This is a genomic window from Dermatophilaceae bacterium Soc4.6, assembly GCA_039889245.1.
Taxonomy (GTDB): Bacteria; Actinomycetota; Actinomycetes; order Actinomycetales; family Dermatophilaceae; genus Lapillicoccus.
In genome coordinates this window covers 1-15381 of record JAZGVH010000003.1, presented here as the reverse complement: position 1 = coordinate 15381, position 15381 = coordinate 1, and the positions used below count along the sequence as shown (strand labels likewise).

The 15381-nt window shown below is 66.5% G+C and carries 15 protein-coding genes; 8 read left to right on the top strand and 7 right to left on the bottom strand.

Annotated elements, in window-relative coordinates:
• Positions 1 to 142 precede the first annotated feature (142 nt).
• The 3 genes from V3N99_22170 to V3N99_22160 all read left to right on the top strand — a co-directional run bounded on the left by V3N99_22170 (position 143) and on the right by V3N99_22160 (position 2257).
• The gene (locus tag V3N99_22170; protein ID MEO3939424.1) at positions 143 to 340 is read left to right on the top strand and encodes a hypothetical protein; all 198 of its coding nucleotides are present in this window, start codon (positions 143 to 145) and stop codon (positions 338 to 340) included.
• A 19-nt stretch (positions 341 to 359) separates the two neighbouring features.
• Entirely contained in the window at positions 360 to 1448 is a 1089-nt protein-coding gene (locus V3N99_22165) for a site-specific integrase (GenBank protein MEO3939423.1), read from the top strand.
• Positions 1449 to 1855: 407 nt separating this feature from the next.
• A complete protein-coding gene (locus V3N99_22160; protein MEO3939422.1) occupies positions 1856 to 2257 on the top strand; it encodes a hypothetical protein in 402 nt (133 codons plus the stop codon).
• A gap of 516 nt (positions 2258 to 2773) precedes the next feature.
• Here the strand turns inward: V3N99_22160 and V3N99_22155 are convergent.
• Together V3N99_22155 and V3N99_22150 are read right to left on the bottom strand one after the other, a co-directional pair.
• Entirely contained in the window at positions 2774 to 3361 is a 588-nt protein-coding gene (locus tag V3N99_22155; GenBank protein MEO3939421.1) for a recombinase family protein, read from the bottom strand.
• Between the two features lie 211 nt (positions 3362 to 3572).
• Positions 3573 to 4319, bottom strand: a complete 747-nt coding sequence (locus tag V3N99_22150) for a hypothetical protein (protein ID MEO3939420.1) — start codon at positions 4317 to 4319, stop codon at positions 3573 to 3575.
• 475 nt (positions 4320 to 4794) lie between these two features.
• Here V3N99_22150 and V3N99_22145 point away from each other — a divergent pair, with 475 nt between their 5' ends.
• From V3N99_22145 to V3N99_22135, 3 genes are all read left to right on the top strand, one after another.
• Positions 4795 to 5469 carry a sigma factor-like helix-turn-helix DNA-binding protein gene (locus V3N99_22145; protein ID MEO3939419.1) on the top strand — a complete coding sequence of 225 codons (675 nt, stop codon included), beginning with the start codon at positions 4795 to 4797 and terminating at the stop codon, positions 5467 to 5469.
• 813 nt (positions 5470 to 6282) lie between these two features.
• On the top strand, positions 6283 to 7173 hold the full coding sequence (locus V3N99_22140) for a hypothetical protein (protein ID MEO3939418.1): 891 nt from the start codon (positions 6283 to 6285) through the stop codon (positions 7171 to 7173).
• A 36-nt stretch (positions 7174 to 7209) separates the two neighbouring features.
• Positions 7210 to 7920, top strand: coding sequence for an RES family NAD+ phosphorylase (locus V3N99_22135; GenBank protein MEO3939417.1), 711 nt, complete (start codon positions 7210 to 7212; stop codon positions 7918 to 7920).
• 39 nt (positions 7921 to 7959) lie between these two features.
• On the opposite strand, the gene V3N99_22130 is transcribed toward V3N99_22135, so the two are convergent.
• Positions 7960 to 8295, bottom strand: coding sequence for an SDR family NAD(P)-dependent oxidoreductase (locus V3N99_22130; GenBank protein MEO3939416.1), 336 nt, complete (start codon positions 8293 to 8295; stop codon positions 7960 to 7962).
• A gap of 310 nt (positions 8296 to 8605) precedes the next feature.
• Between V3N99_22130 and V3N99_22125 the strand changes: the two genes are divergently transcribed.
• Positions 8606 to 10306, top strand: coding sequence for a hypothetical protein (locus tag V3N99_22125; GenBank protein ID MEO3939415.1), 1701 nt, complete (start codon positions 8606 to 8608; stop codon positions 10304 to 10306).
• Positions 10307 to 10639: 333 nt separating this feature from the next.
• Positions 10640 to 11980 (top strand): hypothetical protein, encoded by a 1341-nt coding sequence (locus tag V3N99_22120; GenBank protein MEO3939414.1) that lies wholly within the window; start codon positions 10640 to 10642, stop codon positions 11978 to 11980.
• A 403-nt stretch (positions 11981 to 12383) separates the two neighbouring features.
• Here the strand turns inward: V3N99_22120 and V3N99_22115 are convergent, their stop codons facing one another.
• The 4 genes from V3N99_22115 to V3N99_22100 all read right to left on the bottom strand — a co-directional run bounded on the left by V3N99_22115 (position 12384) and on the right by V3N99_22100 (position 15190).
• The gene (locus tag V3N99_22115; GenBank protein MEO3939413.1) at positions 12384 to 12566 is read right to left on the bottom strand and encodes a hypothetical protein; all 183 of its coding nucleotides are present in this window, start codon (positions 12564 to 12566) and stop codon (positions 12384 to 12386) included.
• A 199-nt stretch (positions 12567 to 12765) separates the two neighbouring features.
• Positions 12766 to 13260, bottom strand: coding sequence for a hypothetical protein (locus V3N99_22110; protein ID MEO3939412.1), 495 nt, complete (start codon positions 13258 to 13260; stop codon positions 12766 to 12768).
• 48 nt (positions 13261 to 13308) lie between these two features.
• Positions 13309 to 13554 (bottom strand): DUF2188 domain-containing protein, encoded by a 246-nt coding sequence (locus V3N99_22105; GenBank protein ID MEO3939411.1) that lies wholly within the window; start codon positions 13552 to 13554, stop codon positions 13309 to 13311.
• Positions 13555 to 13696: 142 nt separating this feature from the next.
• Complete coding sequence (locus V3N99_22100) at positions 13697 to 15190, bottom strand: Dyp-type peroxidase (protein MEO3939410.1); 1494 nt, start codon at positions 15188 to 15190, stop codon at positions 13697 to 13699.
• Positions 15191 to 15381 lie beyond the last annotated feature (191 nt).

The following is a 15381-nucleotide window of genomic DNA, read 5'->3' as shown; positions in this document are numbered from 1 at the left end:
AGGAAGCCGCCCGTGACCTGGTACGCGTGCGGGAGGACGTGCGCGCCGACCTGATGCGCGGCTGGCACCGCACCTCCAAGCGCCTGCTTCGCCAGGGCATCCTATGGTCGGGCGGGACAGCCTGGATCGGCGCCCACGAGCAGTGCTGGCCCAGCAGCGGTTCGAGCTGCCCGGGCTCCAGGCCGCGTACGACGCCACGCTGGACAACGTGCTGCTGGCGACCTCGCGGCGGGCCTGGCTCGACAAGACGATTTTCGAGATGGCCCACGCGGCTGATCGAGTCGGGCATGCTGTTCATGACCCTCTTATCACACGGGATAATGACCGGAATCCCGTGTGATAGCGCCTACGATGTGCCGGTGACCCACCCTGAGCCGGACGGCGCAGACGCCGCCGTCACGGGCGACCTGTTGGCTGGTGGGGCGTCGGGATCGGGCGGCATGGTCGGGCTCGAGGAGACGGACGCGGCCGCCTTGCTCGGCGAGGTCCCACTCAGCGAGGCGGAGGTCGGGTACGTCGAGGCAGCCCGAGCTGCGAACACCCTGCGCGGGTACCGCTCCGACTGGGCCGAGTTCACCACCTGGTGCACCGGGCATGACCGGGACCCGCTGCCCGCGGCGGCGTCGACGATCACCGGGTACCTGACGGCGCTAGCCGGAGCCGGCGCGAAGGTCGGGACGATGTCGCGGCGACTGTCGGCAATGAAGTTCGTCCACCAGCTGCGCGACCTGCCCGACCCGACCGCGAACGCCCGAGTCGTCGCCGTCTGGGAAGGGATCCGCCGCACCCACGGCGCCCCACCCGAGCAGTCCAGCCCCTTGATGCCGCCCGAGCTGTTCGACGTCCTGACCGCGTGCCCGACCACCCGGGTCTGGAAGACCCGTGGCCGCTCCCCTGAGCCCGACCTCGCCGGCGCCCGCGACCGGGCTCTGCTCCTGGTCGGGTTCGTCGCGGCGCTGCGGCGCAGCGAGCTCGCCGCGCTGAGGGTCGAGGACGTCACCGACCACCCCCACGGACTGGTCCTGGCCCTGCCCCGGTCGAAGACCAACCCCCACGGCACAGAGGCCGAACTAGCAGTCCTCCCGCGCAGCGGTAACCCTGACCGCTGCCCCGTCACCGCCCTGCAGACCTGGCTTCACCTCGCTGGCATCCACACCGGTCCGGTGTTCCAAGGGGTCGGCAGGGCCAACAAGGCCACCGGCCGGGCGCTGCACCCGGAGTCCATCAACACCCTCGTCCAGGCCGCGATCACCCGGGCCGGGCTCGACGCCACCGACTACAGCGCGCACAGCCTGCGCGCCGGATTCGTCACCTACGCGCACCTACGTGGATCCTCCGACCGCGCCATCGCCCACCAAACCCGACACCGCTCCCTCGCCACCATCGGCGGCTACGTCCGCATCCACAACGCCTGGACCGACAACGCCGCGACAGGCTTGGGCCTGTGACCGCTGCACGGCGTACTCCCGCAGCGGCGCCGTCGCCCGGATCGCGGAGGCCAACGCCATCATCCAGAGGGACACCGACAACGGTGACCACCACCACCGCCGAGCCCACCCGATCCTGCGGCTCGTCGGCCGGTACGCCCCATGGCTGGAGACGGTAGGGGCGGTCGCGTACGTGACCGTCTTCCTGAACGTGAGCGTCCTTCGACCGTGGGACGACATGCTGGGGTGGTCGTTCGCCCTCACCGTGGTCGTCGGGACCATCCTTCGCTGGCCTCACCGGCGCCCGCTATAGTTACGCGAATGGCAACCCCATCAGCCTGTCAGACCCAAGTGGCGCCATTTCGGTTGGAAACTGCGTGAACCTTAATCTGGGAGTTTTCGCGGGTTTTGACTACAGTTATTGTGGCGTGGTCGCCTTCGACCTGCAGACAGGCGACGTTGAACTGGGTACCGCTGAAACGTCAGCCGGGCCAGGCGATATGGTGCAGACGCCCACGTTTGGCGTCAGCCTGTCGCAGCAGCTCAGTAATGTTAACCAAATTTGTCAGTTGGGTGGTCCGTTCGCCTATGGTGGAGGCTCCGTTCCTGTGTATAGAGTGATATCGGCAGGAGCTCAACTGTTTGGGGGGTCGGCACAAGGCGCACCGAATAATTTTGCCTACGGCGCCGACTTTGGAGTTGGCGTCAGTATCGGGCCGCTGCCGGCGGAGATTCATGGAGGAATCAGTAACACAAAAACCGGGACCGATGTAAAATTCAACCTGTTCGATGCGGTCAAACAATACGTTCGAAGGCAGTTCGTGCGATGACCTCGGAATCTCCCAGAAACCAGCCAGCCCTCACGTTCGTGGGCAGCTGGTTCAAGCGAGGAATAAAATTCAGCGGGCCGCTTGTTCGTTTAACGGTTACGCGTGATCAACTTCAGTTTCGACCTGGTTTCGGCCTAGGGCTTATCTTTCGGGGAGCAGTTATCCATCGGGAAGACATTCGATCCATATCTTATGGCGGCGGTGGGTTTCTTATCTGGTCGGCAGGAATAGAAATTGTGACTCGTCGAGATGCTCGCCACTATTTTGCCGGGTTCAATAATGAATCCATTATTGAGGGACTGCGCTCTCAAGGCTATTCCGTGAATATCAGATAAACTTGATCCAACATTTACGCAGGCCTTGTCAGGGCGTTCAGTTTCGCCTCTTGTGCTAGTCGCGCCTGTCGGATCGACATCACTAAGTGCCATTACCGGAGCCGTATCGCGAACGCATCCAAAAATGACGGACCTCGTGGGTCATAGGCTGACGCTCGTCGAGCGTTAGCTGGGTGGAAACCTACTGAATTGTTGTCGAGCGGCCGAGTTGATCCGCGGTGGTGGTGAGGTGCCGGTAGATGGTCGGTCGGGACACTCCGAACGTGTCGGCGATCTGCTGGACGGTGTGCTCGCCGGCGTCGTACATCGCCCGGGCCTGCGCGATCCGGGTCGGGGTCATCTTGAACTTCGGGCCGCCCTTGCGGCCGCGGGCCCGGGCGGCGGCGAGCCCGTCGACGGTGCGTTCCACGATCAGGTCGTGCTCGAACTCCGCGATCGCTGCGAGCATGTGGAAGAACAGCCGGCCGCCCGGGGTGGCGGTGTCGATGCCCTGGCTCAGCGCCCTCAGCGCGACGTCGCGGGACTGCAGGTCATCAGCCACCTCCTTGAGGTTGCGCACCGACCGGCCCAGCCGGTCCAGCTTGGTGACCACCAGCGCGTCCCCGGAGCGCAGGTAGGCCAGCGCCTCATCCAGTGCCGGGCGGCGGGCCAGCGTGCCCGACGCGTGGTCGGTGAACGTCCGTCCGCACCCTGCCGCGCTTAAGGCGTCGAGCTGCGCCTCCGGATGCTGGTCGCGGGTGCTGACCCGGGCATATCCGACGAGTGCCACCCCCGGACCGTATCACAAACGTACCTCGCTTGACGTAGTTCACGGACACGGGTTGCGAGACGGTGGCTCATGCGTGGCTCCCGACATTCGCCTGGGTGTCTCGTAAACGATCGTTGGCGAAAGAGGCGAAAGCCCCACTGGCTCCGAAAGCCTTCCTCGCTTGAGTCGGTGGAATACAAGGGGTGCGGCTGCGCGGTGGTGTCCGGGATGGTCATCCTTCATCCGGCGCTGAACCCTGGGCCGCGCGCTGACGCCAGTTGACCAGTGCGTCGTCTTGAAGGGGTGCCGACTTCATGCCCTTGATGACTCGACCCTCGTTGATGCGGGTGGTGACCTCTCGAAGCTGCTCAGCATTGCTGGCCCGCCAGCCATGCCCAATGGCATGTGTGTGCACAGCGCTCGGATCGAGGACATAGCCGGCGTCGCGGAGCATGGCTAGGCCCTTTGCCATGGCTGCCCGGTACCGCTGATCGGCAGTCTTGTGCTGCCCCACGAGGATGCCGAGCCCGTCGACTGCCGCAGCCACCACGGGATCCAGAGGCGCTGTTGGACTGATGTCAGGGCTGGGACCGCCCAAGGGCTCCGCGTCTTTCGCGCGCGCCCACTCCAACGTCTCCCGCGCGTTCCACGTGACCGCCACCAGTGCCCGAGTCGAGCCGCTCTCATCGGCCGCAAGAAGATGCTTCTCGTCTGGCCAGAGTGCGACGACTACACCGCCGCCTGGGCTGGCGTTCCTCCATGTCGTGACCTGAACGCCGCGCTGTATCAGGGCGTGCACCGCTGGGTGCTCCTCAGCCACGCGCCGGAGATTTTGCTTCCCCGGCGCATAGAGCGACACCGTCGAGCCGAGCGCCTGGGCCTGCTTCAACGCCCACTGGACCCCCCGCGTACTGGCGTCCTTGTGTGCGATCCCAGGCACTGTGTAGGCCCGTGGGAAGTCTCGGTCGTGGTCGAACATCTATGGTCCTCCGGCCCGGTGAGCAGACCTGTCCCCGCTCTCGGTTTCGAGGGTAGAGGCCGCCACAGACAGTGTCCCGGAGCCAGACCACGACACCAAGTAGGACCAGGTTCTACGGTGCCTGCCAGGGCACCAGTGGCGCTGGCCCTGTGGATGACGGGATGGGGTGTCGCCACCGTGACCTAACCTGTGAAGTGAGCCCGACGTCGACGTTTGTGCAGGTCAGGGGGTTACGAAAAAAACTTCAGCAAGAGTTGGGGGGAAGCGGCCTCGGGACGCCCTACGAAGGAGCGTCCGGTTTTGTGGTTGAGGACGAGGAACGAGTCGGAGGCCACAGGGCCGAACACTCCATTGTTAGTGAGAGGCGCAGGAGATGAGCAGTAGTGAGGCCCCGGGGGCGCAGCCCCCGCCGCCTGGCGCTGCCTCACGCCTACAACCGGAGACGACGGCCGCCGTTTTCGACACGGTAGATAAGTTGCAGAAGGCTGAGCGTGTCGATCGGCTGCTGGCTGACGCCAACCTCGTGGCCGATCTGCAGGCTGCTGGCTACGGAGGGCGAGAGTGGCAGCTGACCGCCGAGGAGCTCGCTCGCTACGGGGTCGACGTCCTCTGCTCGTGGATACGCAAGGGCACCATCTACGACAAGTGCGCGCAGAAGAAGCGTCCGGTGAAGCGGGCACCCGAGGGGGCGCTCACTTCAGACGAGATCGAGTCGATCGCCGGTGAGACCGTCACCCGAGCTCTCGGGTACTTCCGAGATGAGGTCCTCCGGGCTGGCCGGTGGGATCCGGAGAAGGGGGCCTCACTGACTACGTTCTTCGTCGGCCAGTGCATCTTGCGGTTCCCTGACGTCTACCGGCCTTGGCTGACCAGTGTCGAGAGCCATCGGGGCAGCATCGATCTCGCTGAGGTGCAGCTGAGTCAGCGTCTCACCCCCGTCGAAGACGACGTGATGCTCTCCATGATGACTTCGAACGCCCTGCGCAACGTGCGCAGCGACAAGGCTCGCCGAGCCTTCGTGCTGTGCCACTACTACGGCTACACCCAGGTCGAAGCTGCCGACCAGTTGGGAACCACGCCCAAGGCAGTCGAGCGGGCGCTCGAGTACGCCCGTCGCACACTCGTCGAGGGTCGGAAGGAGAGCGCATGACCGACATCGAGAAGGCCATCGAGGCGTCATCCCTGGGCACCAGGGAGGCAAAGGCTCGTCGTCGACGAGTCCCCCGAGCGATGGCCGCCCGGATCGTGGCGGCCTCTGCCGCCCGAAGTGCGCCAAAAAATCCCAGGATGATTGGGGGGAAGGGCTGACGGCGACGCCTATACGCAGAGCGTGGGAGGTCATAACGACCGCTCATGTGGTGGGGCCCGATTGGCCTCGAACCCCACCACCAACCGACCTGTTCGATCAGCGCCTAGCGACGTTGAGCGTAGCTGGCCCAGCACCCTGCTGAGGTCAACAACAGGTCAAGATCACCTTGGAGGTGACCCATGGCCAGGTCCGTAAATCGCTCAGCCGCTACCGGTCGATTCGTCAGTCGAGCCACCGTCGCACGGTGGCCCGGCAAGACCACCACCGAGCGTGTGGGTTCGGGCACGTCGAACAGCCGGTCAGTGAACCGGTCCGCCTCGAGCGGCCGGTTCGTCACCGACGCCACGGTGCGACGCAACCCCGACGGGACCATCACCCAGCAGGTTTGAGGTACCTGAAGTGGCCCCGGAGCTTGGCTCTGGGGCCACTTCCGCCGTAGGTGTCGCTCAGTTGAGCAGCATGATGACGTCCCGTGGCCGCAATGAGCCAACCCGCTCCTGCAGGTAACAGTCGCTGATAGTGTTAACTCGAGGTAGTACCAGCGCGACGCTTGAGGAGGCAGCTTCCATGACTACAAAGTCGACCAGGACAGCTTCGAACGTTGCCGCCGGGACACGCGAGATCGCGGCGAGGAGTGCGAGCTCAGGCCAGTTCGTGACGAAGGAGGCCGCCCCGGCGAAGCGTGCGGCACAGGGAGGGGCTCGGTCGACAACGGGCAGGGCAGTGAGGAAGGCGGCCACGGCGAAGCGTGCAGCGCCTGCGATTGCGGTCGGCTCCGATGTGGGCGGGCATCGGGCGAGTGCGGATCTTGGCAAGGTGACGGCCGACTTCGTTGCTGCCCTCGCACCTGAGAACGTTGTTCAACCAGAAGCGGATTCGTCCGTCGCGCGACTGCTGGAGGCGGTGGAGCGATTGCGGCAACTGATGTCGGGGCGTCGCATCGACGTCGACCCCCCAGCCCTTCTCGCTGCAGCGCTGGAGCGGTTCGTTGACACCATTGAGTCGTCCTCCGGACCGGAGCCGAGCGGCCGGGAGCTGACCGAGGAGCAGCGAGCCGTTCTTGAGAGCGTGGGTTCCTACGTCGAGGACATGCCGCCGCTGGAGGAGCGGGCCTCCTATCGCGCCCGAGCGCGCTGGGAGCAGCTGCTCGAAGACAGCCTGGCCACAGCGCAGGTCGCCGAGCTGCTACAGGTGGGTGAGAGTCGTATCCGGCAGCGGGCAGCGGACAGGTCGCTGTACTCAGTCACGGTTGCCGGGAGGACCCGCTTCCCCGCGTTCCAGTTCACCGCGTCCAGACCCGGCGGCGCCAATCCCCGTGGGCCGGTCGCGGGGGCTGGCCTCAGTGGTGAGCCCCCGGGCTGGGGCGAAGTCGCCAAGGCCATCCCTGAACACGCCCACCCGCTAGCGGTCGCCTACGTGGTGACTCACCCCAGTGAAGAGCTGGGGCTCCAAGACGAGCTGGTCTCCCCGGTCGACTGGCTGGCCTCCGGCGGGTCCGCGGCCGTGGCCGCCGACGTCATTGCCTCCGCGCTCACGCTAGCCTGAGCCGAGCCAGGCCCGAGTGAGAAACGTGCTGCCCAGGTGAGCGAACGCCTCCCTGCCCCCAAGCCGGCCGACTTCCCTGACCTCCTCGACACCGACGTCTGGACGTTGCCCGTGGGTGCTCGACTCGGGCGCATCTACAGCGCCGGCGGGGACCACCCCACCGCATGGGACACCTTTCGGGCGTTCGGCCCGACTCGCTCCCGCTTCGACCCGCAGCCACCACCCAGGCGCGTCCACCCGACCCGCAGGGTCCTGTACGCGGCCGCCTACGTGGCATCTGCTCTCCCACCCCCGGCTCGGCGACTGCGCCCACCGCCGCTGCTGGAGACCGCCCTGGCCGAGTGCTTCCGAGACCGGGGTGTGGTGGACCGTACAGCCCAGAGCCCCTACTTCACCGTCTTCGACCTGATCAGTGAGGTGCGGCTACTCGACCTAGCCGAGAGCGACTGGGTGACCAGGGCCGGCGGCAACCTGGCTATCGCCAGCGGACTGCGGTCACGATCTCGAGAGTGGGCCCGGGCGATCTACCGCGTCTGCGGTCCCGGGAGCGACCGAACCGCGGCGGACCGCATCGACGGCGTCATCTACCCCTGCTCACACAACCCGGCAGCACGCTCAGTCGCTCTGTGGGAAGCCGCGATTGCGGCCATGCCGACCAGTCCAACGTTCAACGACCCCCTGACACTGCGCGGCTTCCAGCCGACCCTGGAAGCGGCCTGCTCCAGGCTCAGGCTCGACATCGTCTGAGTACACACCCAGCAAAGCCGGTCCCAGCCCGGAGTTCCACTAAGCCGCGCTGCGTCGGAGGTAGGCGGCCTGCAACGTGCGGTGCAGGTGGTGCTGGTCGCCCGAGCCGTCCTGGCCGTTCAGATCGAAGTCCAAGACACCGGTGTTGGCCACGAAGGCGCTGCTGACGGCGGCCGGCTCCACGATGCTGACGTTCACGCCATAGCGGGCTATGACCGGGGCCAGCGACTGCATCAGGCCCTCGACGGCGAACTTCGCTTCGCAGTAGGCGTCGGCGAAGGGTTGGCCGACCAGTCCCCCGACGCTGCTGACCGTGATGACCCGGCCCTCTCCGGCGGCCCGTATCGACAGCAGCACCGCCCGGTTCGACGACACCGGACACGGAACAAAGTGCCCTTGTTTTTCACTGAAACGGAGATTGAAAACACAGATTGAACCCGGTGCGTTGAGGTCGGGCCTGCTACTTTTGCCTCACTTTCCTGGCAGGGAAAATGACCGTTCGCTGGGCAGGGAGAGTGTGGGTATGCGACTTAATCGTGGGGACGCTAGGACGACGACTTTGAGAAATTCGGCGGCCCGCGCGGGTTTCCTGCGCATGGGAAGCCTCCTGAGTCGCCGCAGTGGTGGGCGCGGGAACCGGTTAACCCGCCTGGTCACCACCGGTGTCTCGGTCGCGGCCCTAACCGTGGCGACAGTTGCGACCGGCTCCCCCGCATATGCCGACGGGTTCGGCACCGCCCAGCTCGTCGTCGGTGACCCCGCCGCGCTGACCGCCGGAGACACCGCCGCCATGACCCTCCTGCAGAACCTCGGGTACACCGTCACCGCCGTCGACGATGACGCCGTCGTCACAGCGGCGGTCAACGTCACCGACGTGGTCCTCATCGCCCCTTCGACCCTGGGTACCGCCCTGGGGAACAAGTACGAGAGCGTCAGCGTCCCCCAGATCGTGTTCGCGTCGACTGCCTGGGACGACATGGGCCTAACCGATCAGGACGGCATCTTCGCCGACTCCACCACCTTGGTCTGGGCCGACACCACCGTTCCCGTCATGGCCTGGCTACCCGCCACCGCGGTCCAGGTCGTCCCCACCTCACGACCCATGCGCTCCATGGTCGTCGGCAACCTCGCCACCGGCGCCACCCCCGTCGCGGTGCGTCAAGAGAACACCTCTCAGAACGTCATCTTCACCTTCGAGACCGGCGCTGCCCTCACCGGCGGCGCCACCGCCCCGGCCCGCCGCGCCGTCATCGGCTTCTCCGACGGCGCCCTGACCAACCTCACCACCGACGGTACCCAGCTCGTCACGAACATGGTCGCTTGGGCCAGTCAAGGCGACGACGTCCTCACTACCGCTGCAGGACAACCACTCACCCCGGCACTCCTGGCCTCGACCGCCGCCACCACCTGCTCGGGAACCATCGTGTGCTGGAACCTCAACGACACCGGCACCACCATGCTCGACAGTGACAACCCCACCGGCCCAAACTCGATCACCCCCGCGACCTGCACGACCAGTAGGGTCTGCGCCCCACCGTGCACCATCGCCGGCAGCAACACCACTAACACGTGCGTGAAGCGCTCCAAGAACTACTACACGTTTCCGGGCTGGACCGGCCACACCGCCGCAGCCCCCGCGAACAAGCTCAAGACGGAGGTCAACCCGCTCGAGGCAGGCTATGGGCAGATCATCGATGACAAGAACGGTCAGCCAGACGTCTCCAGCAACGCCGCCCAGACCCTGAATCCCGGACTCGGGGGATGGCGGATCCACACCCGCCTACGGCCTACCCTGCTCGACTTCGGCACCGGCGGCTCCACCGACTTCCAGCTCCCAGCCGCGTCCACCTGTACGAACAGCTGCGACCAACTTCACCCGTCGTACAACGTCGTCGAGAAGGGACGCAACGGGGTCACGGGCGGGTTCTACAAGATCGAGATCATGGGCTACACCACCGGCAACTTCCAGAAGGGCTCGGTGCACTGCGTCTTTATGGACGACGACGCCAACAGCACCAACGGCACACTCGCCGAGGCTTACACCGGCAAGCCCAGCACGACCAACTCGGTCCTGCTCAACGTCGACGCCTACTACGACATCGACTGTCACCGCGCCACCGACCGTAACGGCAAGGCCAACATCTCCTTGTCCGTGTCCGGCAAGACACACGTGGGCACACAACTATTTAGTCGGTCGGAGACAGTCGAGGGAACCTTGACCAACACCGGCGCCAACACCAGCGGGCTGGACGAGGTCGCCCCCACCAACGACCACTCGCTGTCGGTCTACGGGTCGAAGTTCAGCATCGGCAAAAAGCCCGACTCCCAGAACACTGCGGACTCCTTCGCCGGCATCATCGACTTCGTCACTCTCAGCACCAGTTGAGCCCCGATCCCGGCGAACACCGACGATGGGATGCCAAAGCGTGCCACCCTCGGCTCAAACGGATCGAGGGAGGTGTTCTTGCTCATGCGTAACGCTCCGCGACGACTGCGACCTCGTCGCTTCATCCAGACGGCGGCGACCGCGGTGGTAGCCGTCGTACTGACCGTCCTCGGATCAGCCGGTGCGCCCGCCGCGACACCCGGCCCCGGTGTGTCGGCGCTCCAGGCGGGGCGACCGGGGCGAGCCAGCGCTCCCCACATTGACGGGGGTGGCGGCAGCTCTCCCCTGGTGTCTCGGGCCGCCTCCGGGCTTTTGGCAGGTTCGCCTCCACGCGTGGCCTCCACCCCCGTGCAGGCCGCGCCCAGCGGAACAGCTCAAGCCAGCGAGGAGACACCGGCCAGGCGGACGGGCTGGTTTGGGCCGCCGCAGTTCGTCACCCCAGACAACCTCGGCACTACGGCGGGGCCCTACCAGGCATCGGATCCGAACATCAGCGGCGACGGGTCGGTCGTGGTCTACGACTCGGACCGCACCGATCTGATCACCCCCGACCTGGTCGGCTGGGACGTGTTCTACGAGGTCGGCGGCCACCGCTACTTACCGTACGACCAGACCAACCTCATCGTGCGCGGCACGACCTACGACACCGGGTGCCCCAACGTCTCCCGTAACGGCCGCGTCATCCTGTTCTGCTCGGTCTCGCCCAGCATCGTTCGCGGCGACCGCAACCGCACCGAGGACCTGTTCGCCTACGATCGGGCCACGGGCACCACCCAACGCGTCAACCTCGCCGCCGACGGCAGCGAGTCGGTCAGCAGGTACGGCACCCGCAGCGCCGAGGCCGCGATCAGCGCTGACGGCCGGTACGTCGCATTCGTCAGTGCCGACCCCCTCGTGCCGAAGGACACCAACGGGGTCAACGACGTCTACGTGCGTGACCTCACCGCTCAGACCACCACCCGGGTCTCTGTGTCCACCGCCGGCCGGCAAGGCCCCTACAGCAGCGGGCAGGACGGGCAGTCCCTCGGCATCTCCGGCGACGGGCGCTACGTCACCTTCTCCTCCTTCTCAGACGCCCTCGTGCCAGGCGACCATAACCACATCGAGGACGTGCTCCTGCACGACCGCCTCACCGGCACCACTGAGCTGGTTTCCGTCGACGACGACGGCACCCAGCAGCACCGCAACCCCGTCTTCGGCCGGAACAGTTACACCGCCTCCGCGTACGTCAGCGACAACGGCCGCTACGTCACGTTCACCGCCCAAGCGGTCGGCCTCGACGGGCTGACCCGCCAGTTCGGGGAAGACGTCTACCTGCGCGACCGGATCCGGCACACCACCCGGCTAATCTCCCGCCACCACGGCACCCCCTCGGGCCTCGACCACGACAACGGCTCCGCCGCGGGCAGCATGACCCCCGACGGGCGCTACGTCACCTTCCTCAGCACCTCCCGCATCATGAACCCGCCCGTACGGGGCGAGCAGTACAACACCTACTCCCGCGCCTACTATGCGTTCATCTACGTCGTCGCCACCGGCCAGGTCATCCGCTTCCCCGACTACTCCGCTGGCGCCTACCTCAGCGCCGACGCCACCACAGTCATCTACCAGAAGGGCCGGATCCGCACCCCCGCCCAGTCCATCGCCACCCGAACCCTTCACCTCCCCGGCTAACGACGACGTCGTGCGGGTGGCCAGCAGCGTGAGCCGGGAGTGACCTTGCGACAGGTCGAGGCCCCGCCGCACCCGGTCCTAGGACCTCGTCAGGACCCCTCGGCGCGACTCCCCGGCCGGCCCCGGTGACCACCCCACCGGCCGTCCTCTCCTCCGCCTCCTGCTCGAGGTGATGCGACAACCGCCGGAATCCGCCATCTAGCTAGTGGCCTGCTTGTTTTCTCGGACTTTGGACTCACAAGCTTGCGGATCGTAGCCTCGTCCCGGTCGTGTTCCGGGCCGGACCTTCAGCGTCGATGTCGCCGATAACTGCAAGACTTACGCGCCCGGTCGTCCTGCGGGCGGGTGCAGCGTCAGGCCGTGCATGCCTCCCGCAAACCAGTCCCTCCACGGGGCCGCGGGTCTACGCGAAAAAGTGCCGTTGGATGCGCTGGGCCAGCTCGTTCGGTCCCTGCGCGTCGGCGTGCACCTCAAAGTCGTAGGAGATGCCGTCGTGGACCGCCATCGCTGGCTTGGCGGCCATCCCAACCGGGCGGTCACCACGAGAGCGTTCGCGCTCAGCGGCTCGGGCCGGGTCGCAGCGCACACCGACTCAGCCCACCGAGATCCCGTCTAGAGCCGCTCGCCAGCGCTCCGTCCACTTGGACCGGCGTTGGTAGCGCGCCGCGGCGCGGGCCGGGGGTTGTTGCGTCGTTCTGGCTCGCGGAACGGGTCCGGTAGTCGGGGTGCTGGGGGCGGGGGTGAAGGTTGCGGCGCTGGCGGGGGCGGCGTTTGCGGCATGGCAATCATCTCCTGGCCAGGGCGCCGGTGAGGGCGAGAACCTCGACCCCCGTGGCGCCGAGGCCTGTGCAGAACAGCGTGGTCAGGACGTTGATCTTCTTGCGGTTGGCGTCGTACTTCTCCCCCAGGTACAGCGCAAGGTTCTTGACTCCCTGCTCGGGGCTGGCGAGCTCGGCCCACTTCACCAGGACTGTCGGCTGGATCGAGGTGGACAGCCGGCGCGGCCACAGGACGGCAAAGGCCAGCAAGACCACGGTTAGGAACGCGACGAGACCGACTCCGCTCTCCCAGCGCAATGGTCGAGCTCCAGTGGCGGCGATACCCCCCAGCACGGACGCCGCGACCCCCGCGATCCCTACAAGCTGAATCGTGCGGGTCCGTAACGCGGACAGCTCGTCGTTCAGTGCGTCCCATGAGCGTCGGGCCTCCTCAAGAGCCAGCGTGTAGTCCGGCTCCCTACCCTCGCGCGGGTCTACGGCGGCGCCAGGTGTGTCGAGCATGTCTCGAACCTCTGGATCTCTGGACGTGGACGTTCGACGAAACGGGGACTACTTCCGGTCGCGCGGAGGATGGGGGTCGTGGCCCGGTGCGATGGTGTCGGAGTCGCGGATGCGTCCGTCTCGGCCGTGGATGACGACCTCTCCCCCGCCGGCGTTGTGGACGATCTCACGGGCCCGGTCGATGGCGTCGGCCTGGGTGTCGGTGTGCGCGCTGGCCCGGGACGCACCGGGTGCTTCGACGTCCCAGCCCCCCTGGTCGTTGGGGACAACGTGACGGCGGTTGTCATGGCTCATTTGATGCTCCTGATTGTGGTGAGGGTGGTGGGTGGTGAGGGTGTGAGGTCGGACGGTGGGCAGGGGTTGGTCTCTGCGGGTGCCAGGCCTCCCGCACGGCCCTCTATGACGGTCGCTCCTGTCTCAAGCGCTTCGCCTTTCCCTAGGCGGGTGCACCGTAGGGGGGCTGTCCGCCCGAGCTGTCTTGGTTGTCGCGGAACTCGACCTGGATCGAACGACAGGTCAGTGGCACGGTCTGGACGGCGGGGTCGGCGATAAGTGCACCCGCAGGCGCCTTGGTTTGGGTGACGGTCAGCGACGGGTCAAGCAGCAGCGGCCCTGAGATGGCGTGACCAGAGGCGTTGGTGACCAGGGTTTCCAAGACGGTGGCGACGGGGGACGAGCCGTCCGCCGTGGCCTCGATGGTCGCGGTGGCGATGTCGAAGGTGGCGCCCTGTAGGTCTGCGGTGGGGACAACCTGTCCAGCCGTGTTCTGGACGACGAGCTTGACGGCGATCCGCGCGTGGTGCCCGGGCTCGTTGAACAGTCCGGCACCGATGTAGGGGCCACCTGTGGGGACGGCGAAGTAGAACCCGCCCTTGACGATGGTGGCCAGCTTTGGTGCGTCGAACAGTTGGTCCACCCCGGGGGCAGCACCACCGACAGCCGTGGGGAAGTTCGGGTTGAGCATCCACCGGTTAAGGATGGTGTCGAAGTCGTCGAGGTTGGCCTGGTAGCTGACGAAGTGCAGGCCCTGCTCGAGCTGCCCTGTGAGTGCCCCGTCGGCGCCGATGGCATTCTCGATGTAGGGGGTGCCGCGACGGAAGATGCGCACACTGTCCTGCCCCTCTCCCCCGCGGGGGCCAGCCTTGCGCACGTGCGAGGTCACCCCCGGCACCGTGGTGTCCGCCGCGAACGCTCCCTCAGCGGGGACGCCGGTCCCAGCAGGCAGGTCGGCCCGGGTGCCATCGGCCTGACGCCCGATGACCTGCGCCTGCCGCTCTGGGGTCATCCCCGTCCAGGTGGTGACGTCCTGACGGATCTTCAGATAGGCCAGGTAGGAGCCACCTACGGCCCAGGCCGGCTCGGCCGGCTGGTCCTCCCCCACGAACGCCACCAGCGCCCGGTCAGCCGGCGCGATGTTGCGAACCCCGTCACGCTGGCCGAACGTCTCGTGCTTGTCGGCCCGCTGATAGCCGCGTTCGAACCGGATCTGCCCCCCCACACCCGCGCCAGCGAGGCTCACCTGCAGCTCACGCAGAAACTGAGCGACCGCGGCGTCTGAGGTCGACAGCACGTAGAACAGCACGTCGTGGTTCTCCAGAGTCCCGTCACCGATCGCCGGCAGCTGCAGCAGGCCGGTGGGCAATACCGACGACCGCCCCGCCTTCTCGATCAGGGTCCTGCCAAAAGCCGTAGTGCACGTCGCGACCGGCTGGATATCGCCGACACTGCCCTCGCCATCCGCGTCATCCGTCCCGTCCGAGCTCCCGGCCGTGAGCGTCTGCACCGCGGTGGTGACGGTCTGCAGCCACGCGGGCAGCAGGGTCGCGGACGCGGGCGAGTCGACCGTGAGGTCACAGAAGATCAACCACGAGCTGGCTCGTTCGTCGCGGCTGACGTGGTCGGGCAGAACTCCAGGGGCGTGTGTCGACATGGGTACCTCTCAGGGCTGACGGGCTGGGGTGGTTGTGGTGATGTGGCCAGTTGGCCGAGCGCGGGACGAGAGGTCCCCGGCTACAACATCCGGTTACTCATCGACTAACTCCACTTCACACTACAGTACGGCACTACATTTCAGCACACAAAATTCTGCTCAGATTGGGACGCTAGAGTCAGCGCGTCGCA